This window comes from Mycobacterium nebraskense (assembly GCF_002102255.1).
Taxonomy (GTDB): domain Bacteria; phylum Actinomycetota; class Actinomycetes; order Mycobacteriales; family Mycobacteriaceae; genus Mycobacterium; species Mycobacterium nebraskense.
In genome coordinates, this window is sequence record NZ_LQPH01000024.1 from 1 (window position 1) to 23,972 (window position 23,972).

The 23,972-nt window shown below is 66.5% G+C and carries 19 protein-coding genes; 5 read left to right on the plus strand and 14 right to left on the minus strand.

Annotation, left to right across the window (positions count from 1 at the left end; genetic code table 11):
- The 3 genes from AWC17_RS34090 to AWC17_RS03130 form a co-directional block, all read left to right on the plus strand.
- Positions 1 to 1,493: MinD/ParA family ATP-binding protein (locus tag AWC17_RS34090; RefSeq protein ID WP_425270848.1), on the plus strand; the 1,493-nt coding region annotated here is incomplete at its 5' end.
- The gene (eccD, locus tag AWC17_RS03125) at positions 1,490 to 3,043 is read left to right on the plus strand and encodes a type VII secretion integral membrane protein EccD (protein ID WP_046186367.1); all 1,554 of its coding nucleotides are present in this window, start codon (positions 1,490 to 1,492) and stop codon (positions 3,041 to 3,043) included. The genes AWC17_RS34090 and eccD, both read left to right, overlap by 4 nt.
- 119 nt (positions 3,044 to 3,162) lie before the next feature.
- Positions 3,163 to 3,849, plus strand: a complete 687-nt coding sequence (locus AWC17_RS03130) for a hypothetical protein (RefSeq protein WP_141224440.1) — start codon at positions 3,163 to 3,165, stop codon at positions 3,847 to 3,849.
- 30 nt (positions 3,850 to 3,879) lie between these two features.
- On the opposite strand, the gene AWC17_RS03135 is transcribed toward AWC17_RS03130, so the two are convergent.
- A complete protein-coding gene (locus AWC17_RS03135) occupies positions 3,880 to 4,452 on the minus strand; it encodes a TetR/AcrR family transcriptional regulator (protein ID WP_046186368.1) in 573 nt (190 codons plus the stop codon).
- A gap of 69 nt (positions 4,453 to 4,521) precedes the next feature.
- Between AWC17_RS03135 and espB (AWC17_RS03140) the strand changes: the two genes are divergently transcribed.
- Positions 4,522 to 5,955 (plus strand): EspB family ESX-1 secretion system-associated protein, encoded by a 1,434-nt coding sequence (gene espB / locus AWC17_RS03140; protein ID WP_052955348.1) that lies wholly within the window; start codon positions 4,522 to 4,524, stop codon positions 5,953 to 5,955.
- Positions 5,956 to 6,064: 109 nt separating this feature from the next.
- On the opposite strand, the gene AWC17_RS03145 is transcribed toward espB (AWC17_RS03140), so the two are convergent.
- From AWC17_RS03145 to AWC17_RS03160, 4 genes are all read right to left on the minus strand, one after another.
- A complete protein-coding gene (locus AWC17_RS03145) occupies positions 6,065 to 8,254 on the minus strand; it encodes a hypothetical protein (protein WP_046186995.1) in 2,190 nt (729 codons plus the stop codon).
- Between the two features lie 167 nt (positions 8,255 to 8,421).
- Positions 8,422 to 8,769 carry a YbaB/EbfC family nucleoid-associated protein gene (locus AWC17_RS03150; protein WP_046186994.1) on the minus strand — a complete coding sequence of 116 codons (348 nt, stop codon included), beginning with the start codon at positions 8,767 to 8,769 and terminating at the stop codon, positions 8,422 to 8,424.
- A gap of 9 nt (positions 8,770 to 8,778) precedes the next feature.
- Positions 8,779 to 10,281 (minus strand): EspB family ESX-1 secretion system-associated protein, encoded by a 1,503-nt coding sequence (espB, locus tag AWC17_RS03155; RefSeq protein ID WP_047323936.1) that lies wholly within the window; start codon positions 10,279 to 10,281, stop codon positions 8,779 to 8,781.
- Between the two features lie 387 nt (positions 10,282 to 10,668).
- Positions 10,669 to 11,442, minus strand: coding sequence for an FkbM family methyltransferase (locus AWC17_RS03160; RefSeq protein ID WP_046184467.1), 774 nt, complete (start codon positions 11,440 to 11,442; stop codon positions 10,669 to 10,671).
- Between the two features lie 105 nt (positions 11,443 to 11,547).
- Here AWC17_RS03160 and AWC17_RS03165 point away from each other — a divergent pair, with 105 nt between their 5' ends.
- Positions 11,548 to 12,324: a hypothetical protein gene (locus AWC17_RS03165; protein WP_141224441.1), complete on the plus strand. Its 777-nt coding sequence runs from the start codon at positions 11,548 to 11,550 to the stop codon at positions 12,322 to 12,324.
- 30 nt (positions 12,325 to 12,354) lie between these two features.
- On the opposite strand, the gene AWC17_RS03170 is transcribed toward AWC17_RS03165, so the two are convergent.
- From AWC17_RS03170 to mycP (AWC17_RS03210), 9 genes are all read right to left on the minus strand, one after another.
- Positions 12,355 to 13,992, minus strand: coding sequence for a DUF4254 domain-containing protein (locus AWC17_RS03170; protein WP_052742783.1), 1,638 nt, complete (start codon positions 13,990 to 13,992; stop codon positions 12,355 to 12,357).
- A 137-nt stretch (positions 13,993 to 14,129) separates the two neighbouring features.
- Complete coding sequence (locus AWC17_RS03175) at positions 14,130 to 15,122, minus strand: glycosyltransferase family 9 protein (RefSeq protein ID WP_167385539.1); 993 nt, start codon at positions 15,120 to 15,122, stop codon at positions 14,130 to 14,132.
- Between the two features lie 139 nt (positions 15,123 to 15,261).
- On the minus strand, positions 15,262 to 16,047 hold the full coding sequence (locus AWC17_RS03180; protein WP_046184470.1) for a sulfotransferase family protein: 786 nt from the start codon (positions 16,045 to 16,047) through the stop codon (positions 15,262 to 15,264).
- 58 nt (positions 16,048 to 16,105) lie between these two features.
- A complete protein-coding gene (locus tag AWC17_RS03185; protein ID WP_231588596.1) occupies positions 16,106 to 16,468 on the minus strand; it encodes a YbaB/EbfC family nucleoid-associated protein in 363 nt (120 codons plus the stop codon).
- A 121-nt stretch (positions 16,469 to 16,589) separates the two neighbouring features.
- Entirely contained in the window at positions 16,590 to 17,993 is a 1,404-nt protein-coding gene (eccE, locus tag AWC17_RS03190; protein WP_046184475.1) for a type VII secretion protein EccE, read from the minus strand.
- Between the two features lie 5 nt (positions 17,994 to 17,998).
- Positions 17,999 to 19,342 (minus strand): type VII secretion-associated serine protease mycosin, encoded by a 1,344-nt coding sequence (mycP, locus tag AWC17_RS03195; RefSeq protein WP_046184476.1) that lies wholly within the window; start codon positions 19,340 to 19,342, stop codon positions 17,999 to 18,001.
- 112 nt (positions 19,343 to 19,454) lie between these two features.
- Complete coding sequence (gene eccA, locus AWC17_RS03200) at positions 19,455 to 21,293, minus strand: type VII secretion AAA-ATPase EccA (protein ID WP_046184472.1); 1,839 nt, start codon at positions 21,291 to 21,293, stop codon at positions 19,455 to 19,457.
- Between the two features lie 40 nt (positions 21,294 to 21,333).
- On the minus strand, positions 21,334 to 22,893 hold the full coding sequence (gene eccE / locus AWC17_RS03205) for a type VII secretion protein EccE (RefSeq protein WP_046184473.1): 1,560 nt from the start codon (positions 22,891 to 22,893) through the stop codon (positions 21,334 to 21,336).
- The coding region (mycP, locus tag AWC17_RS03210; protein ID WP_085164239.1) for a type VII secretion-associated serine protease mycosin at positions 22,890 to 23,972 on the minus strand (1,083 nt) is incomplete at its 5' end. The genes eccE (AWC17_RS03205) and mycP (AWC17_RS03210), both read right to left, overlap by 4 nt.

Here is a 23,972-nt window from a genome sequence, read left to right on the forward strand (position 1 = left end):
CCTCCGCCCCCACCGAAACACCACCACCCCCAGTCGACTGGACCGCACCAAGCCCACCGTCCACACCCCCGATGCCGATCGACCGGCCCAAGGAACCTGTCCCAGCGCTGCCCGAACCTCCGCCTGTAGAGCGGCGTAGGCAGCCCCCGGCCGAACCTCCGCCCGTTCACCGGCGCCAGCAGCCTCCACCGTCGGGACCCGAATCAGCTGCACCGCAATCAGAACCGCGTACTCAGGCGCCGGCTCAGCATGCCCGACACTCGCGCCGCGCCAACCGCGACGACACCAACGAGCCGAACGTCCCTGACGCCGGCCCCAGCCGACACAGCCATCGCGCCGACAACCAACACGATCGCGCAAGAGCGATGATCGGCCCCTCCGCCCCATCAAGTCCACGCGCCAACCGTGCAGCACCGGCACCGAACGGCGGGCCAGTCCCCCCGCCGCCGTTGAAGCAACGTGAACGGGAGGTATCGCCCGCCGGTCCTGCACGCCCCGCGGTGCGACGGCCCGCGGAATCACCGGCACAACCGAGTTCGCGCCCGGCACCCGCGAACGGCGAACGCGGCACAAACGATGCGGCCACCCACATCGGTGTCCAGACTGCCAAGACGTCGGTCGAAAAGGCGGTACCACAACGAGGTTGGCGGCGTGCGGTGTACAGGTTGACCCGCATCAATGCGGGCCTGTCACGCGACGAGAAATACGAGCTGGAGTTACACCGGCGAATTCGGCGCATTCCTAGCGGTTCTCATCAGATTGCTGTGCTGAGCCTCAAGGGTGGCGTCGGCAAGACGACCTTGACGGTCGCCCTGGGATCGGTGTTGGCACAGGTGCGAGGCGACCGGATCCTGGCGTTCGACGCGGATGCGGACTCAGGCAACCTGGCGGATCGGGCAGGGCAACACTCGACTTCGAACGTTGCCGATCTGCTTGCACGCAAGGATCTTTCGCACTACAACGATGTGCGGGCGCACACGAGCGTCAACGCGGTCAACCTCGAGGTGCTCGCCGCGGCGGATTACAGCACTGAGTCGCACGCGTTCAGTGCAACGGACTGGCAGAACGCAGCTGACACCGTGTCGAGGTTTTACAGTGTCGTGTTGGCCGACTGCGGGGCCGGCCTGACGCGCGGAGTGGTCGCAGCGGCATCCGGGGCGGTGATCGTGACCAGCGCATCCGTCGACGGTGCCCGGCAAGCCGCGGTCGCTATCGATTGGTTACGCAATAACGGTCATCAGGAACTGCTGGGCCGCGCATGCGTGGTGATCAACCATGTGGCGCCCGGGGAACCCAACGTCGCCATCACCGACTTGGTGCGCCAATTCGGGCAGTACGTTCGGCCGGATCGGGTCGTGGTGCTGCCGTGGGACAAGCACATCGCGGCGGGGGAAGAGATCGAAATCCGCCTGCTCGACCCCGTTTACAAGCGTAGGATTACCGAGCTTGCCGCAGCACTGTCCGACGATTTCGACAGGGGTGAACGTCGTTGAGCGCACCCACCGCTACTGCCGGCGCAGCCGCGACTGCGGGGGCCGCCGGCACCATCGCGCCCGCCAAGCCCGCAACCACCCGGGTGACCATCCTTACCGGGCGGCGGATGACCGATGTTGTCCTGCCATCGTCCGCGCCGATAGAAGCGTATATCGATGACACCGTCGCGGTGCTGGCCGAACTTCTCGAAGATACTCCGGCCGATGTCTTGGCCGGCTTCGACTTCTCCGCTCAGGGCGCTTGGACTTTCGCCCGGCCCGGGGCCCCGCCCCTGAAGCCCGACAAGTCGCTCGACGACGCCGTCGTCGTGGACGGATCGCTGCTGACACTGGTGTCGGTGAGTCGCACCGAGCGGTACCGGCCGCTGGTGGAGGACGTCATCGACGCGATCGCCGTGCTCGACGAATCAGCTGAGTTCGACCGACCGGCTTTGAATCGCTTCATCGGCGTGGCGCTTCCCATCGTCACCGTGGCGGTCACCGCCATCGCGGCGCTGGCGTGGTGGAACAGCGGGCGTCACCTGTGGTGGCCACTCGCGTTGGGCATCGCCGGGCTTTTGGCGCTGACGGGCAGCTGGGTGGCCAAGAAGTTCTACGCGAACGTGAGCCTCTCGGAGAGCCTGCTGGCGATGGCGGCGCCACTGATCGCCGTCGCTGCGGCGCTGGCCATTCCGGCGCCCCACGGAGCGGCTCCGTTGGGGGCGCCCCAGCTCGCCGGCGCGGCAGCGGCTGTGCTGTTCTTGACGCTGCTGACCCGGGGTGGCCCACGGCGGCGTTCCGAGCTCGCATCGTTCGTCGTCATCACCTCGATTGCCGTGACCGCGGCCGCCGTCGCCTTCGGGTATGGCTGGCAGCATTGGGTGCCGGCCGGAGCAATTGTGTTTGGGCTCTTCACCGTCACCAATGCGGCCAAGCTGACCGTCGCGGTCGCCCGGATCGCCCTTCCCCCGATCCCCGCGCCCGGCGAGGCCGTCGAGCACGACGAGTTGCTCGATCCCGTTGCGGGCCAAGAGCTCAGCGACGACAAAGAGACCAGGACGTGGCAGGCCATCATCGCATCGGTGCCGAGCTCCGCCGCGCGCCTCACCGAACGCAGCGAGCTTGCCAAGCGACTGCTGATTGGGTTCGTCACGGCCGGCACCCTGGTGCTGGCCGTCGGTGTCATCGCGATCGTGGTGCGCGGACACTTCTTCGTACATAGCCTGGTGGTCGCCGGTTTGGTCACCGCCGCATGCGGATTCAGGTCACGTCTCTACGCGGACCGGTGGTGCGCGTGGGCACTGTTGGCGGCGGCCGTCGCCATTCCGATCGGTGTAACTGCGAGATTGAGCCTCTGGTATCCACACAGCGCGTGGCTATTCCTGACCATCCTGGCGGGTACCAGCGTGGTGGCGCTCGCGGTCGTCGCGGCGACGGTCGGGATCCGCCGGATCTCACCGGTGATGAAGCGCGTCCTGGAACTGCTGGACGGCGTTTTGGTCGCCGCGATCCTGCCAATGCTGTTGTGGATCACCGGCGTCTACGACATCGTCCGCAACATTCAATTCTGACCGAACAAGCAAAATTGCCGCAGTTCGGGCGGCGGCAGGGCAGGTAAGATTCTCGTAATCGAAAGCGGGCAGAGGAGATCGGGCTGATGATCGAGCCATTGGTCGTTGAACCTTCCCGCTTGGAAACCGCAGGAAACGCGCTGCAGCATCTGCCGTTTCCCGTGCCGCCGGCGCCAATCGTCGCTCCCGGCACGGATTCCGTGTCGGCTGCCATCAATGCGACATTGCCGATCATCGAATCGCCGGTGACCGATGGGTTACCTGCCGTCAAGGCCGCCCTGACCAAGACGGGATCGAGCATCGCGGCCGCGGCAGGAATGTACACCGACACCGACCAGAGACTTGGTGACCACCTGAACCAAGTCCAGTTCCTCGCCGCCGCAAAAGAGCCCGCGGGCGGTTCCTCGGGGGATAAACCCGAGACGGACAAACCGAAAGATGGCGACAAGCCCGGCCCGTCCAAGCCCACTCCACAGCCCGGTATGCCGACGCCTCAGCTCGGCGAAATGGGCGGCGCAGGAGGATCATTGGGATCCGTGATGCAGGGAATGCAGGGGGCGATGGGAAGCCTGCAGGGCATGCAGGGAGCTGGGGCCACGCCGCAACTCGCGGACAGCAACAAGAAGGACCAGTCCCCCGCTGACGAGGACCGACTGGTGGATGAATCAAAGGCCGACGAGGAAGACGGGCGGCCCGAGGCGCACGCCGACGGTGCGGCGCCTGGCGCTGAGACCGCCGAAAAGGCTCCGGCCGGGCCATCCACGTCGGGCAGGCCGGATGCGACGCCGTCAGAGGTCACCCTCTGAACCGGTAAGAGTCGCCGGGCAAACCGCGCATCAACGCGGCTGGGCAAGCCTGCCGACTTCGGCGACGATGCACCGACCAAGCTTGTCTTCGGGAAGATCGCGCAGCCCCGCTGCCGAGCGCAGGAACGGTTCGAACATCTGCCAGCCAACCAGCAACGCGCCGGCGTGTGCCGCTGCGAGCCGCGCCGCCTCATCGCTGGGATGCTGAGGCCTGATCTCGTCGAGCAGCCTGGCCGCCGTGGGGAAGCTCGTCTGCATTTCACCCGCCGGATACCCGTCAAGAAGCGCCCGCGCGATCACCCGCAACTGACGGCCGCCGGCCGCTTGGATCTCCGCCGCGGTTGCGCCACAGTCAACCAGCGTTGTCAGCTGGGCGGCCAGATGATCGAGCACCGCGGCGACCAACCTCCCTTTGTTACCGAAATGCCGGAAAACCAGACCGTGGTTCACCCGCGCCCCAGCGGCGATATCGCGGATCGATGCGGCCGCCGGCCCCCGCTCGGCGAATAGCTGACTCGCGCTGTCGAGGATCGCCGCGACCACTTCGTCGCGACCCGCGGGAGAAACCTCCTGGTCCGGAGGGCTTGCGCCATTTGTAGTCATATGACTACACTACCGGACAATGCACTGTAGTCGATTGACTACAGTCGAAGGCCAAGGAGATGATCCGCCATGACGCAGACCCTGACGCAACCGCAGACGCTGAGTGTGGAGTACCAGGAGCTGATGGCGAGGGCCGACGAGGTGGAGGCCTCGTGCCCGGGACAGCCCGCCGACAACCCCGGAGCGCCCTGCGCCCTTGCCATGGTCACTGCGGCTGCCGCGCAACTTGCGTTGTCCGCCGACAACGTGCGGCTTTACCTGGGCGTGGGGGACCGCGAGCGCCGCCGCCTGGCCGAGTCGCTGCGCAACGCGGCCAAAGCTTATGAGGAGGTTGACGAGCGCGCGGAAGAGGCCATCAACGACAACACGTTGGTGTCGGCCGCGGCGCCCGGCCTTGCGGACGAGGGACCCGATCCGGTGACGCTCAACGACACGAAGAAAGTTGCGGCGTCGTCGGTTGAAGCGACGCCTTACTACCCGGTCCGGCAGGCCGCCGAGGACATCGCCGAACTTGATCAGGGCGTCTCATTCGGCCTGTTTGCACAGGCGTGGACCGATCACCAGCGAACGTTGTTGGAAGCCCGCTATCGTTTCCGGCCGTTCGTCGATTGGTACGGCGACGCCACGTATGCCGTTGAAGACAACTTTGATTCGCACCGGTCGTGGTTGGACCAAATGGCGGCGTTGTCCGGCACGATGGCCAGCCAAGCACAGGGCGTGGTGTCGACACACCGTTGGGCTGTCACGGAACACCCCACGGTCGCGCAGCTGAAAGAGCTCGACGACGCCTGGGTGTACTTCCAAAGTCACCTGCCCGCGGAGCATTGGAAAGGCAGCGTCAAGCCTGCATTGGAAGAGGAGTACGCGAGGCTGCAGAAGAAGTCGGAGGAGGTCCTGGCGGAATACGAGAGGAGGGCGGCCTTGCCTTTGGCACCGGTCAACCCACCCAAGCCTCCTGCCGCGTACTACATCGCCCCGCCTCCCGAGCCAGGCTCGTACGAGACGGATCCCGACACCCCGTACGACGAGCTGCCCTACGGCGCGGAATACCTGGCCACGCCAACAGGCATGCCGACTGCCCCGTACGCCGGTGCGCCGGCGATGCCCAATGACTCGACGCTAGCGGACGCATTGAGGGGGGCGCCCGCTAGCTCGAAAAGCGCAGGCCTCAAGCCGGCCTCGTTCGGCGGCAAGGGAATTGGCGGCGGCGTGCCCTCGATGCCCTTGCAGCCCGCGGTCGACGCCGAATCACCGTCACGGCCCGCCGGGGCGGCAGCCGGGTTTGCGGGCCCGGGCCGCGGGATGCCCAGCACCAGCGGCGGATTGGGCGGCGGCATGGGCGCGGCGCCGATGGGCGCTCCCGGCGCTCAGGGGCAACAGAACGGCAAAGGCAAACGCGCGCAACAGGACCAGGAGTCGCTCTATACCGAGCAGCGGCCGTGGACCGAGGGCGTAATCGGTCGCCGGCGCAGAGACGTCATCGAGGACAAGGACTCCAGGTGATCGGTTAGCGCTCCGACGAAGGCGGGCCTTCTCCGATCCCGGCCGAGGGGTGCCGGGACCTATGGAAGAAGGCCCGCTTCTTCGTCGGAGTGGGGAGTGGCCAACCGGTTCACGACGCGTCCGACAGGGCTGCCGTCAACAACCCGGCGAGGTGCTTCCAGTACAACCATTCGGCGACGGCGGCGCGCTGGGCCACGGGGTCGGCTGCGGTGTGCGCCTCCGTTACAAACACCTCCTGGGCATGCTCGGCGTAGCGGTGGAAGGCCCGCAGGTGCGCTGCCTGCCGACCGGGCGAGCGGCTGGCCAGTGGTTTCATCACGTCAAACCACAGCATCGGCCGCTGGTCGGCGGGAGGAGCGTTATCCTCGGGCGACTTCGGCACCTGGGCGAGCATCTCCTGCAGGCTGATCTTCCCTTCGGCCAGCGAGGCGGCGAGGTGAGCAGCGGCATCGGAGTCCATCAGTTCTTCGGGCGCGCGTTGCCCATCTGCCGACGGCGTGGCATCCGCCGGCGCCGGCGGCAACATGCTGACCAACCGCACGTCTGTGGTGGCCGCCAGCCGGTCGGCCGCCTCCGGGTCCACCACCTCCAGACGGGATCGGCCGATCATGTCGCCGTTGTCCGGGATGTCATCGGGCTTCAGCACGACCTTGGCCGCGCCGGGATCCGAATTGGCCAACTGCTCCTCGGTCGCGATCACCGCCCGCAGCTTCTTGTCGTGGTGCTGCGCCCAACCCTGGACGGCCATCACCGGGTAGGTGACCCAGCGCGCCCGCTCGGCGGCAGGAATCGCGTCGTCGGCGCTGGCCATCTGTACCTGTTCGGGTAACTGGACCCCGTCCGGGATGTAGGCGATCCCATAGCTGTTGGCCACCACGATCGCACCGTCGGTGGTCACCGCCGTCACCCAAAAGAATCCGAGCTCGCCCGCACCATTAGTGCCCGGTGCGTTCAACGCCGCCGCGATGCGTCGCGCGAGTCGCAGCGGGTCGGATCCTCCACGGCGGGACGCGTCAGCGGTGGCGGCGTCGGCGACGGCGTCGCGTTCGGCGCGCGCTTTCGAAACCGGGATGATCGGCGTCACCACAACGGCGTCCACCGAATCAGCGCGTTCGGCCGCCGACGTCGGGTCGCCAGCGGAAGCGGCAGGTCGGGTGGCCGCCGGTCGATTACCGGCCGCCGCCGGTCGCGTCGTGGCCGAACCACTTGCCGGCTTCTGCCCGGCCGAAGCCCCAGAGCCAGTCCCGGCGCCGCCACCGCGTGATCCGCCGCCCGACGCGCCCGGCAGCCCGGCCGGCATGCCAGCCCCGCCAGCAGGCGCAGCCGCGGCCGACTCTTCCGTGCGGGGCGCCACCGACGGCGACATCAGCGACGCCGGCGTCATGCCTTTGCCGCGTCCGCCCGCACCAAGCGGTTCCGCCGACGCCGCCGGACTGAGCGGGGCTGCGGGAGCCAGAGGCGGCGCCGGTGCACCGCCGGGGCCCCCCGGGCCGCCCGGCACCGCCGGACCGCCCGCGCCGGGCTTGGCAACCGGTTGTGCGGGCGCCTGCCCCGGAACGGTCGGCATTCCGGGAGGGGGCTGCGCGCCAGCACCCGGCGTGGGCATTCCTTGAGTTGGCATCCCGGGAGGGGGGAGTGGGGGCGCCACAGCCGGTGGCGTCACCGGCGCCGGTTGCGTGGGGCCAGGCCGCGGGGTTTCTTCCTCTACGGGAGGCGCGGGGAAGGGCGGGGTGTCCGGAAGTGTGACCCGGGGCGGTGCCTTCTGATCGAGTAAGTCCTGCAGTGCATTGTGGGGCGGCTTCCACGCTTTGCTCGCCACAATCCGTTCGGCGGTGCCGGTGACCACGCTGAGGTTCGCCCCATAGGCGCTGCTGACCACCGTATTGATCGCGGTGGTCCGCTCGGCGGCATCCAAGGTGGAGTCGTTCTCGAGGGCGCTGATTTGCGTCTGCGCGGCCTCGACGATGTCGCTCACGTCCCATTTGGCCTGAGAGACCGAATCGGCGATATACCTGTGCCAGGTGATCACCGTCGCCAGACCGTTCTGCAACTTCTTCAGCTCATCGATGTTGGTGCCGAGCTCGCTCTTGGCGGCAGCGGCGGCACCCCCCGACCAGAACCCTCCGTCGAAGATTTCGCTCTGTTCGTGCTGGCAGGTCTCCAACACCGCGGTGACCTGCCGCAGCACCTCGGTGTACTGCTGCGCCCGGTCGTAGTAGTTATCCTCATCCACCTCCGGCCAGGCGTCCGGGGCAAGCATCTGCGCGGCATACTCGCTCATCGGCTTCGCGACGCCCATTGCCTACTCCTCTTTCGGCGGCACGGGCCAATCAGTCGGCCGCTGGGGGGTACCGGACATCATGGTTAGTAAGCGTAATCGAGGTTCAGCCAAGCTAACTGCGGCAAATTGCGCATCGGTCGCCGCCGGTGCAGAGCATCAAACCCCTGCCCGGCACCGGGTTTCGCTCAGGTTAAGCCGAAGGTTTCTTTGAGCGAACCGGCGATGCCGGCGACCAACTCGATAAGCCGGTCCTCCTCGGCGTCGATCGCGGCGGTCGCGACGGCCTGCGCGTTGTTGATCGCCTCGTTGACACGCTCGCCGACCGTTTCCGCGCCCAGGCGCAGTAGACCGTCCTCGATATGGAGGTCGGTCAAGCACAACCGAGCATTGAGGGTGGCCTCGACGGTCTTCGATTCGTCTGTCGCCGTGAATGTTTCAGTATTCGTCCGGTGCTGTTGGTCTTCCAAAGCCGACTGGAACAGCTGTGCCTGCCGCAGCGCCTCTGCCACCTGGGGGTGCATCTCGACGGTCATTTAGGTTCCTTACTTGTCGGGTGCTGTCTTGCGGGGGCGATTTCCGATAACGCCCTCAGTCCATTCACGTTCCTCGGTGTAGAGCGATTCGTCATCCGATTGCACGCGCTTACCTTTGCCCTGATTTTGGTTCTGACCGGCCCCGCCCATCGGGGCCATGCCGCCGCCCATGCCGCCGCCCGCCGCGCCGCCCGCGCCGGGCATCGCGCGGCTCGGGCCCGCGGCCCCGGGCGCCGCGCCGGCGGGCCGGGATGCCGCTTCGGCATCCACCGCGGGCTGCAACGGCATCGACGGCACACCGGCCCCGCCGCCGCCCAACCCGGCCGGTTTGAGCCCGCCCCCGCCTGGCAGACCCGGTTTGCCCTTCGACGCGTCTTTCATGGCGGCGTCCACGGCCGCCTGGTCCGCTGTCCCCGGCATGCCGGCTCCTGGCGTCATCGGCAAAGTGGGCATCATGGGCGTGGCGGGCGCTCCACTTCCATCACCGGTGGGCCAACCGCCCGGGATGTTCGGATCAAACGTCCCGTCCTCGGGCGAATTCGGGTCCGGAGGGGCGGAAATGCGGGTGGCGGAGGGCGGAGTCTTCGGGTTCACCGGCGACAGGGGTAACGATGCGTTTGCGATGTACGTATTCAGTGAGGTCTCGGACTTTTGCTGCAAGCTTTCATACCAGCTGACCGCCATATACAGATAATAGGGATACGACGTCACGTACCTGTTGTACCAATAATCGCATTGCGCTACTTCGTAACTCGTGGGATGTTCTGCCTCGACGGTCCACTTTCCGTCATAGTCATGCGTTTGACGATCCCCCATAACACGGGCTTTTTTGTGGGCGTCAACGACTCTGAGGGCCTGATTCCCGAGGGTGACGCACAATTGCGCCATCGAATAAATCCACTGCCGATGTAATTCAAAATTCTGCTCGACGGCCGCGCATGACTCGCCCTCCCACGAACTGAACGGTCGGAAACGGTAAGTTTCCTTCTGAAATTCCCGCTGGAACGCGTCCCATTCCTTCGCGAATGCTTTGAACGCGGTGCCCTGGTCACCGGACTCGATGGCCGTCGCCGCCTCCCTGACCTCGTAGTAGGGGTACTCCAACGACGGCAGGGGCGGCGGAGGCGGCGGCAGGTAGCCGCCGAAGTCCTCGTACGGGTCGCCATTGACCGCCATCTGGTCGTTTCCGTTTCCGGAGCCGGGCGTGACCCCCGACGCGGAGGAACCGCCGTTTACGGCACTGATAGCCTCGGCACTTTCCTCGTCAACCTCTTCATAAGCTTTGGCCGCATTCCGGAGCGATTTCGCGAGAGCTTTCCACTCCCGCTCGCAGGCCCTCAGGTAAAGCCGCATCGAGTCAGCGGAAAGCGCAAGTTGGGTGGCAGCATCAGTGACGAAAGAGAGGGCACACGGCCCAGCCGGGTTGGTGGCCGGGATGGGCGGAAGTGCCGCCTCGATCTCATTGGCCCGTGCCATGAGTTCCTCGTATTCGACCTTTAGGGTCTCCGGCATATCGGCTCGTTCTCCTTAGGCTGAAGTCATCATCGTCGGCCGGATCGGAAACCGCCGAGGCCACGGAGCGTCGATGAGGTCTGCCGCCACGTCACTCGTTAGACACCCGTGGGCCGCGGTCGCGTTGATGCTGACACTGCCCGCTGAAGAGGCGCCATCGACAGCAGGATGCGGTGCAATCACCGACCACCCCTTTCGTGTCGCCGAGTCATGCGGGCGGTGTAGGGGCACGCCAACCGCCGTCGGAGCTATCCTAAGTCACCAAACAGGGCCCACGCGCAGCAATTTGCCGTACCCATTTTCGGCGCATTCGGCTCGAAAGTGCGTTGTGTTCCAGGGTCTCGTACGCACGAAGGTGCAGCGTTGCGCACCCGAAGGCGTTGCGTCCTAGTCCTTCTCGATGGCCGTCGGGGCCCGGGTGATCCGCGGCGGCCGAGCGTCAGACGCCGGCCCCCGGAAGAAGACCCCGTCGGCCTGCAACAGGCGACCAGTTCGGACATCGAAGAAGAACGGCGCGAACCCGGTCAACGTGAAGCCCAAGGAACGCACCAGATCCAAGGCCTCGTCGGCGAGCATGCCGCCGTCGTACAGGGGCTCGAACGAGAGCTCGAGCTGCATGCCGCCGCAGCGGTCGTTCACCGTCGCCGCACCACCGCCGATCACCTGTTTCTCGAACCCCTGAACGTCAAGCTTGAGGAAGGCCACGTCCTTCGGCGCTAAGAGGCCCGGCGTCAAAGAATCGAGTCGACGGACCGTCACCTCTTCGGTGCCAACGTAGTTCGCCGCCGGCAAGACATCGCGATGGGTTTTCAACATCGGAAGGATCGAACTGCTCTGCCCCGCGTTGCCTGCGACATTCATCGACACCACCCCATCGCGATCACCCAGCGCGCACTGCCGGCAATCCCACGATGGGTCCAGGGCAACCGATCTTTCCAAAATGGAGAATGGCATCGACAGCGGTTCGAGCGAAACGATGCGGCCTTCATAGCCAGCTTCCCGAAGACCCTTTGCGTATTGTCCCGAGTTGGCGCCGACATCGAGTACAACGTTCACTTCACGAAATTCGAGTTCCCTCACGAAATGGCGTCTCCACTCCAATTCGGAGTGGTGTCGCTTAACCCCAGCATCGGGGGGATTCGTGAACCAGAACAGACTCACCGCGCAACACTAACACGCAATTCGAGAGTCGCTCAGGATCGCCATCAATCGGCCGGCTCGTATGGAATGGCATGGGTAGCCGAACACGTTAAGCTACCCGCGACCATGAAACTCGACATCCATCTACAGACCCACTCCGACATCAGCGTGCACGGCGCGCACCGGTACGTCGGCTCTCCCAAGAGCGAAATCATGCTGCGCTGTACGCAGTCGTTGGTGACGGCGATCAACCAGGTCGAAGCCGACGTCATCCTGCGGGTCTTCGACGACCACTCGTCGCCCGACGTCGTCACGACGCTGCGCCGAATACTTGACAGATGCAGACACCCGGTGGAATTGGTCCAACTGAAAGATCGTGGTTACAACGCGTCCTGCCTGGCATCGTTCTCCAGAGCTCGCGACGACGGCCGCGAGGTCATCTATTTCGTCGAGGACGACTACCTGCACACCGCTTCGGCCGTCCAGGAGATGGTCGAGGCGCATGCGTTGTTCAAAGAGAAGTTCGGTGGACGAGAAGTCGCGCTGCATCCATATGACGATCCCAAGAACTATTGGGGCGTGATATTCAGCCAGGAGAATTGCCGGGTGGTGTATGGCACGCGGAGGCACTGGCGCACGAACACGCACACCACCAATACGTGCTGGGTGGAAATCGAGACGCTGCGAAGGAACTGGTCGCTTTTTGAGCGGCTCGCGCTTTATTCCAGTACGCCTTACGGCAAGGCGCATCATATTTTCGAGGCATCTACCATCAATAAGATCTGGCGGGAGCAGGTGCTGCTCTTCACGCCGATTCCCTCGCTAGCCCTGCACCTCCAATATGAGGAACACCAAGACCCCTTCCTGAATTGGAAAGACTGGTGGGAAGCGGCGGCGTATTGACGCATACGCGTGCCGGAGGGTCCACAGCCATCAAGTGTCGCGAGTCTCATACAGGTCGCAGTAACTTCGATGCCGGGCCGCCTTGAATTGCCGATACAACTTGAACTGGATTTCGCCGGCCCGCAGTCCCGTCAGGAACCGCTCAAGCCCACGGAAGAGGTCGTCGTACTGCTCTTCGAGGACCGAAAGGTGCGAACCGGGATCCGCCACCTGCTTCGTGTGCGAGATCCGCAGCGCGAGAACGGAAAGCCGGTCGGCGATCGTTCCGGGCGTTTCCGTGTGCAACGGTGCCGTCGGGTTCGGTTCGATACGGTCCAGCAGGGTAGCGTCGATCTCCTCGATGGCCGCGTTTCGCCTGGCGTTGAGGTCGTCGATGCGACGCTTTATGCGAGCCACCTCGCGGTCGCCGACGCCGGGACGCCGAACGGCGTCTTCGTGATGCCACAAGCCGAAGTTCATCGCATGCAAACGGAGCGCGATCGTTGCGACGCTGTTGCTCTCGATGAAGGCTTCGGGTTCGTTGCCGTGCCATGACGCGGCGCTGTCGTGGAACTGTCGCGCAGCTGACAGAAGCTCACTCTCGGGCGACTCGTCAGATGCGCCCGCAGGCATGCCGTTTCGGGCAGGCGACGGAGTATCGACGAGACCTTCCATCGCATCGAGCACCTCGTCCACCGTGACATCCGCCATGGTGCTTCCGTAGACATGCCGGTGGGGTGCGAATCTGAATCCCCATACCGCCGGCTGCGTCGGGCTAAAGAGGCCAACGCCAGGAACACGCGCCAGGTCGGCGGCGTGCAGCATGCAGGAATCGACCCCCACGAAAAGGTCCGCGTCGCTGACCATCCCCATCGCAACATCGAGCGGCGCCCCGAGATACGAAAAGACGCGGTCGCGCTCACGACCGACGTTGAGATCCTCATCCCCCATGCCGACCACCCAAGCCACAAAATCGCGATGACGCGACAGAAACCGGTCCAGCAAGTCGACAAACCTGGTAACCGGCCACCGCTTCTTTACCCAGCTGCTGTCGGCGTGCACGGCGAGCACCTTGGCACCCGCGGGCAGCGCGGCACGGATCGATCGGACCTGCTCTTGCGCGGCGGGTGGGATGGGCACCGGCCGCGCGTACCTTTCGATCCGAGCGGACGGATCGAACAGGCGCGCCAATTTGAACGTCAGGTCCGCCGAGTGCGGCACGTCCCTGGGGATCACGACGTCGTAGGTGTCACCGGTTGGGAAACCGATGCTGGTCGTGGGCGCCAGGCGCTGCCGAAGAGGGCGAACGAAAACGTTCGACGGGACATCCCACGGAACGGCGTTGATGAAGACGTCGACGGGGCCGATTTCCGCAGCCAGGGTGTCGTAATCGAGGCCGCGGTTCGAGGGTGGCCCCAGCGAGGGTCCCACCGGGGGTGATCCCGTGATGTCGACCAGACGGGAATTGACCTCGCGGAAGCACAGGTCGTAGGCGATTTTGGGACAAAGCAACGTGAGTGGGGCATCGAACAGCTCGCCAAGCGCCCGCAGCGTCGGCAGCGTCAGCACGGAATCTCCGATAAGCGTGGAGAAATAGACCGTAGGGCGTTCTGCCTGCAGCAGATTATCCAGCAGGCCGCGCTGGACTCTTACCGAGTGCCCGTCCTGGAGAACCGTGAATTCGCTCAACCTGACACCATCCTTCGCCAGAGCTTAAACCGCCCGGGAACCGCGTGGCAGCGCCAAAATGAGCGGGCCTCGCTCTCGGCGGCCCGGCGCGTTTTCGGGTGAAGCGCCGATAAGGCGATCGTCGAGCCTGCGTCGGGTCAAACCTGCTCTTCGGCAAGGTCATTCAACGCGTCGAACACGTCGTCCACCGCGATGTCAGCCATGGTGGGCCTGTCGACATGCCTGTGCGGACCGAACCTGAAACCCCATGTGGCGGCCCGCGTCGGGCCGAAGAGCCCGACACCGGGAACCCGCGCCAAATCGGCGGCATGCAGCATGCAGGAATCGACCCCCAGGAAAAGGTCCGCATTGGCGACCAAGCCCATGGCCAGGTCCAGCGGTAGCCCGAGATGCGGGAAGACCCGGTCACCCTCACGACCGACGTTGAGTTCCTCGTGTCCCATACCGACGACCCAGACCACAAAATCGCGGTGAGCCGCCAAGAACCGGTCCAGCAGATCGATGAACCTGGTGACGGGCCACCGTTTCTCTGCCCAATCGGTGTCGGCGTGCACGACGAGGACCTTGGTTCCCGCGGGCACGGCGGCACGCGTCGATCGCGCGCCCTCCAGCACGGGTGGCGGAATCGGCACCGGCCGGGCGTAGGACTCGATGCGCAACGCGGGATCGAACAGACGGGCCAACTTGAACATCAGGTCTGCGTAGTGGCACTCCTCTTTGGTGACCACGAAGTCGTAGACGTAGTCGGTTGGGAAGCCGATGGTCGTCGTGGGAGCCAGGCGGTCCACCAGAGGACGAACGACCACGCCGGACAACGAGTTCCACGTCAGGGTGTCGATGAACAGATCGACCGGACCGATCTCCGCCGCCAGGGTTTCGTAATCGCGGGCTCGACGCGATGACGGCGACGATGGGCGTGGTCCCGTCAAAGGCAATCCCGTGGTGTCGACGTGGCGGTCGCTTACCTCTCGGAAGCACAGATCGAAAGCCACCTTGGGACAGATCAGGGTCAGCGGGGCCGCGAACATTTCGCCCAACGCGCGCAGTGTCGGCAGCGTCAGCACGGCGTCTCCGATATTGGAAACGAAACATATCGCGGGTTTTTCCGCCTGCAACAAATCGTTCAGCACGCCACGCTCAACGCGTTCCGGGTCCCGCCCGACAGAACCGGCATCTTGCCCAAAATCGACCATATTCGAGTCAGAGCTTAGACCCCTTCGGCCGGTGACGGCGCCCTTTTGGTTTGGGCCGCGGGGTCGTCAGACGCGTTCAGTCATAACCGAACTCCCGCGCAAGGGCATCCACCTGAGACCAGGCCGGATCGTCGGCGTCAACCCGGCCCCGGGTGGGTCGCGCCTGGTGTAGCGGGGACAGGTTGCCGGCCTTCCACGGCAGGGGTGCGCCGTCTCGGAAGAATTGGTGTTCCCCGACCGTCTCGGGGGCCGGATGGGCGAGTGGGAGGGCGCCGTCGGAAAATGTTAGGCCCCATCGGCCGAGCGCGGCGTCGAGCGTCGCCTTGGGTTGAGCCGCGAAAGCCTCGTAGCGCACGACGACGAGGTCGGCTCCGCCGGCCCTGAGCGGCTGGAGGCAACTGTCCACCAGGGTCAGAGCTTCGGCCACCGTGTCCTTGATCCAGAAATCGGTGGGCGCGCGGAGCGGTGAATCACGATGTGCCAGGCAGGAATTGACGACTTCGCGCGGGTCACGCAGGACGAAGACCACCACGGCCTTGGGAAAAATCCGCCGCAGGGCGTCCAGTTGGGTCGCATACCGCGGGTTCTTCTCGCCCCAGATGGTGCGGGGCCAGGCGAGTTTGCTCATCACCGCACCGAGGGCGACCGCGGGGTCGGACGTTTCCCGGGCTCGGCGCTGATAGGCCTCGTAGACGTCGCGCTCGAGGAGGAACGCCTGCAGCGTGCCGATCACCGAGTCGCCGTATCGACCGACCTGGATCAGATCGATCTCGTCGAAGATCTTGATGTCCTCGTGGTGATTGAGGAACTGGGTGACGATCGTTATCCCGGATCTGGGCGGCCCGACGACGAATAGCTGCACGCCCTGACCGTATCCCGCCCTGACGGAAACCGGTCCGCCTTCGCGGCCGCGGTTTGGCTCAGATCAAGCCGACGGTGTGCTGCAGCGAACCGGCCAGCTCGGTCAACGAGGCGAACAGCTGTGCCTGCTGCGCCTGCAGGGCCGCCGAGGCGCCGGCCTGTGCCTTCTGCAGCGCCTCGTTGATGCGCTGCTGCACGGTGTGGGCGCCGAGGCGCAGCAGGCCGTGCTCGATGTCCAGGCCGACGATGCAACGTTGACCGCTGATCGTCACTTCGACCGTCTCGGCTTCGTCTGTGGCCGTGAAGGATTGGGTGTGGGTCCGCTGCATCTGGGACTCGAGGGCCGAACTGAACTGGTGCAACTGCTCGAGCGCCTGCGCCACCTGGGGGTGCGCATCCGGGCTCATGCGAAGAGTGCTCATGCGGGTTAGGTCCTTAACCTCGGTTGAGTCTTGTCGCGTGGGCCGCCAACGGCCTCGGTCCACAACCGGGCTTGAGTCTAGGGCGAAGTGGCCGATCGCGCGCGGCGAACAGACGCCAGGCTCAGGAAGCGGTTTTGCCGGCCCTGGGGAGAGCCTGCTCGTAGCGGCTTTCCTCGGGCGGGGAGACCGGCCGGATCGGCAATTGCCGATGCCGGGGGGTGCCGACCACGTTGTGCCGCAACACCACCCGTTCGACGCCGGGGTGGGGGCCGAGATAGCTCGTGGCGTTCGGCCACGCCACCTTCGCCTCCGACCCGATGTGCGCACCGACCAGCTCGGCGAATTCCCGGAAGTGCGAGCCTAGCGTGACGGTGCCGCCCGCGGCCGCCGCCCGTAAGACGAATTGGGTGAATACCCGGGCGTCACCCAAGTTGACGCTCGCGTCGACATCGTCGAACGGCAGATAGACCGGGTAGTGGCTGGCTGTCTCGCCGACCAGCACGCCCGCCGATCCGATCGGCAGCTGATGGTGGCGATCGGAAACGAGGATCTGCGCCTGCAGCGCGGCGCGCTGGCCACCGGACACCCGGGAAAATCCCCGGCGCTTCTTCGGCTTGTCCGGTGTGGTGAGCAGCACCGTGGACTCGGGTGCGGCGCCCGGCGCGACACGGACCCTGGTGATGGTGTGGTCGGCGGGCGCCGACCACCACACGTCCGGGCCGCCGGGCACGGTGTATGCGGTGGTGAAGCTGTTGCGCCCCTTGATCGTTGACCACTTCTCACGTTCGAAACCGATATCTATGGCGCGGTCGAAGTCGTCGAAGCTGCGCCCACACACCGCGTCGACCCCGTGCCGGGAAAGTTCGTCGGCGATCCGCGTCGTCGACGCGACCAGATAACGGACCAGGCCGGCGACGCCGGCGTCACGGCGTCCGCCCGACTTCCGGGCCCGGCGGGGGTCGGCGCGGACGATGATCCAGGTCCGCCGGTGGGCCGGCGCCGGGTCAGACCCGATCACTCGCTCGTACAGGCTCACCACGTCTGCCGCCGCGACCTTGGCGACGCGGTAGCCCGCCGACACGACATCCGCCTCCAAGTCGGGGCAGTGCACCGACAACAACTGCTCCAGCAGCAGGGTGTCCACCACGTCGTCGCTATGCGCCTTGCCGTCGACGATGACCGTCGGGGTGAACGGGCGCGGAATCAGTTCGATGACGGCGACCAGAACTTTGCCTTTCCAGCGCACCGCCACGTGATCCCCCGGCTGCACGGTGGCGCCCACGACGGGCTCCGACGGCGCAAGCAGGGGGCGGCGGCGCCGCACCAGCCATGCGAAGAATGCCGCCACCCAGCCGAACAACCGACGGCCGCGGAAAGTGACCAGTGCCAGCAGCACCGCCACCGCCACCACGGTGGGACCCGCCCACATGTAGCGCGTTTTCAGGAACAGCAGGATGCAGACCGGGGCCAGCGCCGCCACCCACAGCGCATACATGCTGCTGAACCGGAGCCGTAGTGATCTCATCGTCGTCACCGCCGTCGCAGGGCTCGTCCGGTCAGCGCGGCCAGCCCCAACGCCAGCGTCAGACCGATGATCCCCAGCGCCACGGCCCTGATCGGCCCATGATCGGGTGCCGGCGCCGGCACCGGGGGTTGGATTCGATTCACCGACGGGGCGTTGGCGGCCCCGGCCGGAAGGTCCCAGGTCAGCGCCGCGACGGCATCGACGATGCCCGCGCCCACCGCGTCGTCGACGCCGCCGCCGGGGTGTCGCGCGGTGGCCGTGATCCGGTTGATGATCTGGGCCGGGGGCAGGTCGGGAAACTTCTGCCGGAGCAGCGCCGCGATGCCGGAGACGTAGGCGGCGGCGAAGGAGGTGCCGGCGATGGGGACGGGACCGTCCTTGCCGGGCAGCGCATCCACCGGCTCGCCGTTGTCGCCGAGCGCGACGATGTCCTCCGCGGGCGCCGCCGCACCCACCCAGGGCCCGTGCATGGAGAACGGGCTCGGCGCCCCGTTCTGGCCGACGCCCCCGATGGCCAGCACCAGCGGCGCGTACCAAGCCGGCGTGACGATGGTCTGCACCTGCTCCCAGCCGCGGGGGTCTTTGGGCATGGACGGATCGGGCGGCGGATTCTGCGAGCAGTCACCGCCGGTGTTGCCGGCTGCGACGATGATGACGGCGCCCTTGACGTTGACCGCATAATTGAGCGCCGCGCCCAAGGTGGACTCGTCGACCGGTTTGTGCACCTTGAAGCAGGCTGCTTCGCTGATGTTGATCACGCCGGCGCCCAGGTTGGCCGCGTGCACCACCGCGCGGGCCAGGCTGCGGACGGAACCGGCGGCCGGTGAGGCGTTGGGGTCGTTCTGGTTGGCCTGGTTGTCCTTCGGCTCGAAGGCCTCCGACGTTTGGCGCACCGAGATCAGCCGCGCGTCGGGCGCGACGCCGACGAACCCGTCGGTGAGCGAGGGCCGGCCGGCGATGATGGACGCCGTGAGCGTCCCGTGCGCATCGCAGTCGGAGAGCCCGTCACCATCGGGGACGACGAAATCGCCGCCCGGCTCGGCCGGGACCCGGGGTGAGCCGTCCACACCGGTGTCGATCACGGCCACCGTCACGCCGGCGCCGGTCGCGAATCTCTGCGCCTGGCCGACGCCCAGGTAGGCGTTGGCCCAGGGCGCGTCGTGAAAGTTGGTGCCCGGCAACGTCAATGGAGCCCGGCAGACGCGGCGCTGTTCCAGGGGCTGGTCGGGTCCCGTCGTATCCGGCGGCACGGCGCCCGGGTCGATCGACGGTGGGGCGACCGCGGCAGCGGGCGGCGCGGTGAGCAATACGAACATGAGCGCCACCGTGATCGGGAAGATACGGTGCACCGACGGACACTCCATTCGCTCAGCCGCGGCGGCTGCGCTGACCCGCCGCGGGCCTGCGAGCATCCTAAGCTTTGCGGGCCGCGTCCTGGACGCTTTTTGCGGCCTGCAGCGATTACCAGACGATGGCCGCCATGTCACGGTTGTCCGAACATACGCTGCGCACGGCGGCCTCGATGTCGGGGGCGGTGATGATCTGCAGGTCCTCGACCGTCACCGCCCGGCCCGCACGTTTTTGCGCGACCACGCGGGTGTCCCGGAACCCCTCCGCACGTTCGATGACGTTGCGGGCGAACCGGCCGTTCTGCATGGCGTCGATGCCGTGCCGTCCGCCGGGCGTCGTGTAATTGCGGATGGTGGTGGCCGCATCGAGGAATGCCTCTCGCGCCGCGTCGTCGAGCTTGCTGGCGCGCGGTGCCGCGTAGCGGTGCCCGATCTCGACGATCTCGGCCGGTGAATAGGACTCGAACCGCAGCTTGCGGTTGAACCGGCCGGCCAAACCCGGGTTCACGGTGAGGAATTCGTCCACCTGGTCCTCGTAGCCCGCGCCGATGAAGCAGAAGTCGAAGCGGTGCGCTTCCAGCGCGACCAGGAGCTGGTTGACGGCCTCCATGCCGATCATGTCGGGTGTGCCGTCCTGGTGCCGCTCGATCAGGGTGTAAAACTCGTCCATGAAAATGATTTGGCCAAGCGACTTTTCGATCAGCTCGTTGGTCTTGGGCCCCGACTCCCCGATGTAGTGCCCGCAGAAGTCCGAGCGGCGAACCTCACGGATTTCGGGATTGCGCACGATCCCCATCCCGGCATAGATCTTGCCCAGCGCTTCGGCGGTGGTCGTCTTACCGGTGCCGGGCGGACCCACCAGCAGCATGTGGTTGGTCTGTCCCTCCACCGGAAGACCGTGTTCGAGGCGCATCATCCGCACTTCGAGCTGGTCTTCGAGCGCCGACACGGCCTGCTTCACCGCCGCCAGCCCGACCTGCTTGGCCAGCAGCGCCCGGCCCTCGGCGAGCAGCTCGGCGCGCCGCTCCGCGGTGGCGTCGTCGTCGAGCTCGTCGCGGCTCTTGGCCGTCGACACGTCCCAACGATCAGTGCGGCTGGCGATCGTCTCCTCGTCGGTCACGACCAAGTGCAGGTTCGGGTCTGCCAAAGCCTCCTTGGCGGCCTCGGTCAGGACGCCGTTGATGGTGGCCTTCGACAACCAGATTTGGGCCTTGTCCTCCTCACGCAGCTGGCGGTGCACCATCCCGCGCACATACGCCAAGTCGGCGACCAGCAGCGGGATGTCGGCCGGCCCGATCGAAGCGGTCAGCACGTCGGCGTCGAAGCGGCCCGATGCGTTGGTTTGCCCGATCACGTCGACGCGGTCGAGCCAGTCCAGCGCGACCCGGCCCTGCCCGAGATGCGCGGCGGCGTGGGCCGCCAGCGCGCAAATCGACGCCGTCACAGCCGACATGATGATGGCCTGCGGCGGCAGTTCCTCGGCGGCGGCCAGCAACACGTCCGGCCAGCGCTGCGTGGTGTACATCAAGAACGCCCGGGCCAGCTGATGCCACTGATAGTTGGCCCACGAATCCAGCAGGTCGCGATTGGCGAGCAGCCTGTCGGCCTCGGCGTATTCCCCGGCTATGGTCAGCGCCGACGACAACGCCAGCCCCACTTGGGATGCGTCGGTCACCGTGATCCCGATATAGGGACCCAGCTGGATCTCCGCGGCGAGCGTCTGCCCGATGCGGGTGGTCTCACGGTGCAGCCATTCGCTGGTGGCGTAGAGCTTCTTCAGCGACGCCAGGTCGTTGTCGCCGCAGGCGATGCGACCCAGCCAGGCGTCGGCCATCGACGAGTCAGCGTCGGTCGCCGCGACGAATTCGGGCAGGGCCGCCGCCCGGCCCTGCCTGCTCTTGATTGCCATGGCGCGGTCGAAATGCCTACGGGCAGTTTGTAAATCACCCATGGTGTGCGCTCATCAAACTATGCCTCAAACTCCTGACGTTCTATGTGACGGACATGGTGACCGGCTCGAGACTCACGTAGCGGTTCTCGGCGCGGAACATGTCCATCTCCACAAGCCAGTCCTTCCCCGCCGCGCTGACCCGCACCGTCGCGGGGCCAACCTGCTCGATGATGACCTCGAAATTGTGCCGGTGCCCCTCGGGCAGCCTCGTGCCCGCCGGGGCGATGGTGATCACGGTCGCGGGCCGCGGGGTGGGTGAGATCGGAGCGACGTGCTCCACGACGCTGACGGTGCTGCGCGGCGCGGGCCGGGCCGTGCTGACAATGCTGATCTCCGGCATCCGCACGGTGGCCCAGCGCGTCGTGTCGCGGGTATGCACGCAGACCCGCTCGCCCGCGCCGGCGGTGCGGATCACGATCCGCTTGGCGATCGGGTCGTCGGCGGCCACGAAAACCCGCGACAGCTCGCCGGCATCGGTGACGGGAATCAATAGCCGGTCCCCGTTGCTCAGTTTGCCGATCAGCACGCCCGAAGGGCCGATCTCAGTGCGCAACTGCTCGGGCAGCGGGCTGGGCCGCAGTGCCCGCAGGTAAGGGCGTGGGCCGCACATGTTTGCCGCCGCGGCCGCGGCCTGCTCCCCGTTGAGCCGGAGCAAGATCACGCTGGGCGGTGTCGGAGCCGGCGTCGGTGTGCGCACGGTGATGGTCGCGGTGCACGTCGCGTCCGGATACACGGTCACGTTCTGGATGACCTCGTCGGCGCGCAGCGTCCATGCCTGGGACAGGACGCGGGACGTTATCGCCTCGGCCGGATACGCGTATGTTGTCATCCAGCCGGCCTCGCCGCGGATGGCCTTCCACCTCTGCGTGTCGCCCTCCGTGGCGTCACACCCCAACCGCCGATCGAGCTCGGCCAGGTCGGTGGCCGTGGCCACCTTCGCCCGCAGCCCCTGGCAACGCAGCAACCCCGCGATGCGCTGCGCCACCGAAATCGCCGCGGCGCCAACGGTTGTGCGCCAGCGGAGCGCTTGCGTGTTGTCGATGATCGACAGTCGCATGATCAACCAGGTTTCGCGTCGACCCGCATACGGCGGGGTGCCGATCTCCGAGTCATACACCCGCGGGTAGTCCCCGATATTGCCGTGCCGAGAGCCGAGTGAGACGACACTGATCGAGTCGAGCTGCAACCCCAATGCCTGCTGCATCATCGGCACCAATTCGACTACGTCGATGACGTTGTCGGTCTCGACGGTCACCGAACCGGTCACCGTGGTGGCTTGGTGCGCCCTGCCGAGCAGCTGCACCGCCACCACCGCGACACCGTCCTGCACCCGGACCCCACCGCCGGATCGGTTGTTGGCCACGGTGATTGGCGCGTCCCAGCTGATCGGGCGCCGCCCGCGTCGCCACAGCACCAGCCATGACCACGCCGGCTGACCCCACCAGCGGACGAACACCACCGCAATGCCGATCGCCACGGCGACCGCCGCACCGATGTATCCGCCGACGGCCCAACTCGCCACCGCGAGCAAGAACACCACCCACACCCCGAGGACCCGCCGATTGCTACCCGGGCTGAACCCGGTCAGCTTGGACCTCACCGCGCCCTCCTGAGCCGCGCCGCGATCGCGGCCACGAGCACACCGGCGGCCACCGCCCCGACGAAGCCGATGGCGATGTTGCGCGCCCGGTGGTCCGGCGGCGGGGGCGGCGGGGCGGGCCTGATGACCCGGCTCTGCGCGCCCGGGGGCAACCGGTCACCCGGCGGGATGTTGAACGTCAGTGCCGCAACGGGATCGACCAGCCCGTAGCCGACCTTGTTGTCCACTCCCGCGGGCGGATTGTGCGCCGACTGCACGATCCTGTTGATCACCTGATGCGCGCTCAGGTCGGGGAATTTCGCGCGGACCAGGGCCGCGACGCCGCTGACGTAGGCGGCCGAGAAGCTGGTGCCCCAGAACGGCATGTTCTTCTCGCCGGGCCTGGACGGCGGGTACGCGTTGACCGGCCCGCCCCCCTGAGGCGAGAGACCCATGATGTGGGTGCCCGGCGCCGCGACACCCACCCAGGGGCCCGACATGCTCTTGTCGAGCGCGGCGCCGGTGGCATCGACGGCACCGACCGATAAGACGTAGTCGGAAAACCATGACGGCGACGAGACAACCTTGACCTGATGCCAGTCCCGGGGATCCGACGGTTCCAGCGGGTCGTACATCGGGTTGTTGTTGCAACCGGCTTCCCCGTCGTTCCCGGCCGCGGCCACCAGCACCGCGTCCTTGACGGTGGCGGCGTACCACAGCGCCGCGCCGAGCGCCCGCTGGTCGGCGGGGGCCGCCGCCGGCAGGCATGCGGTGACCGAAATGTTGATCACCTTCGCACCCATGTTGGCCGCGTGGACCACCGCGCGCGCCACCGTGTTGAGCGTGCCGGCTTTGACCTTCTCATCGGAGTTGGGGTCTCCCGGCGGGGGATTGACCGGCTCAAAAGCCCTGGAAGACTGGCGAATTGAGATGATCGTCGCGTGCGGGGCCACCCCCACCACCCCATCGGGCGCTCCCGGCGGAAGCGGGGGCACCGCGGGTTCATCCTCGGTCTGCGGATCCGGCGGTCCGTTGGAGATGGCGGTGGCACCGCCTCCCTCGGGCGGCGGGGGCGGCGGTGGCGGCGGGGGAGGAATGAC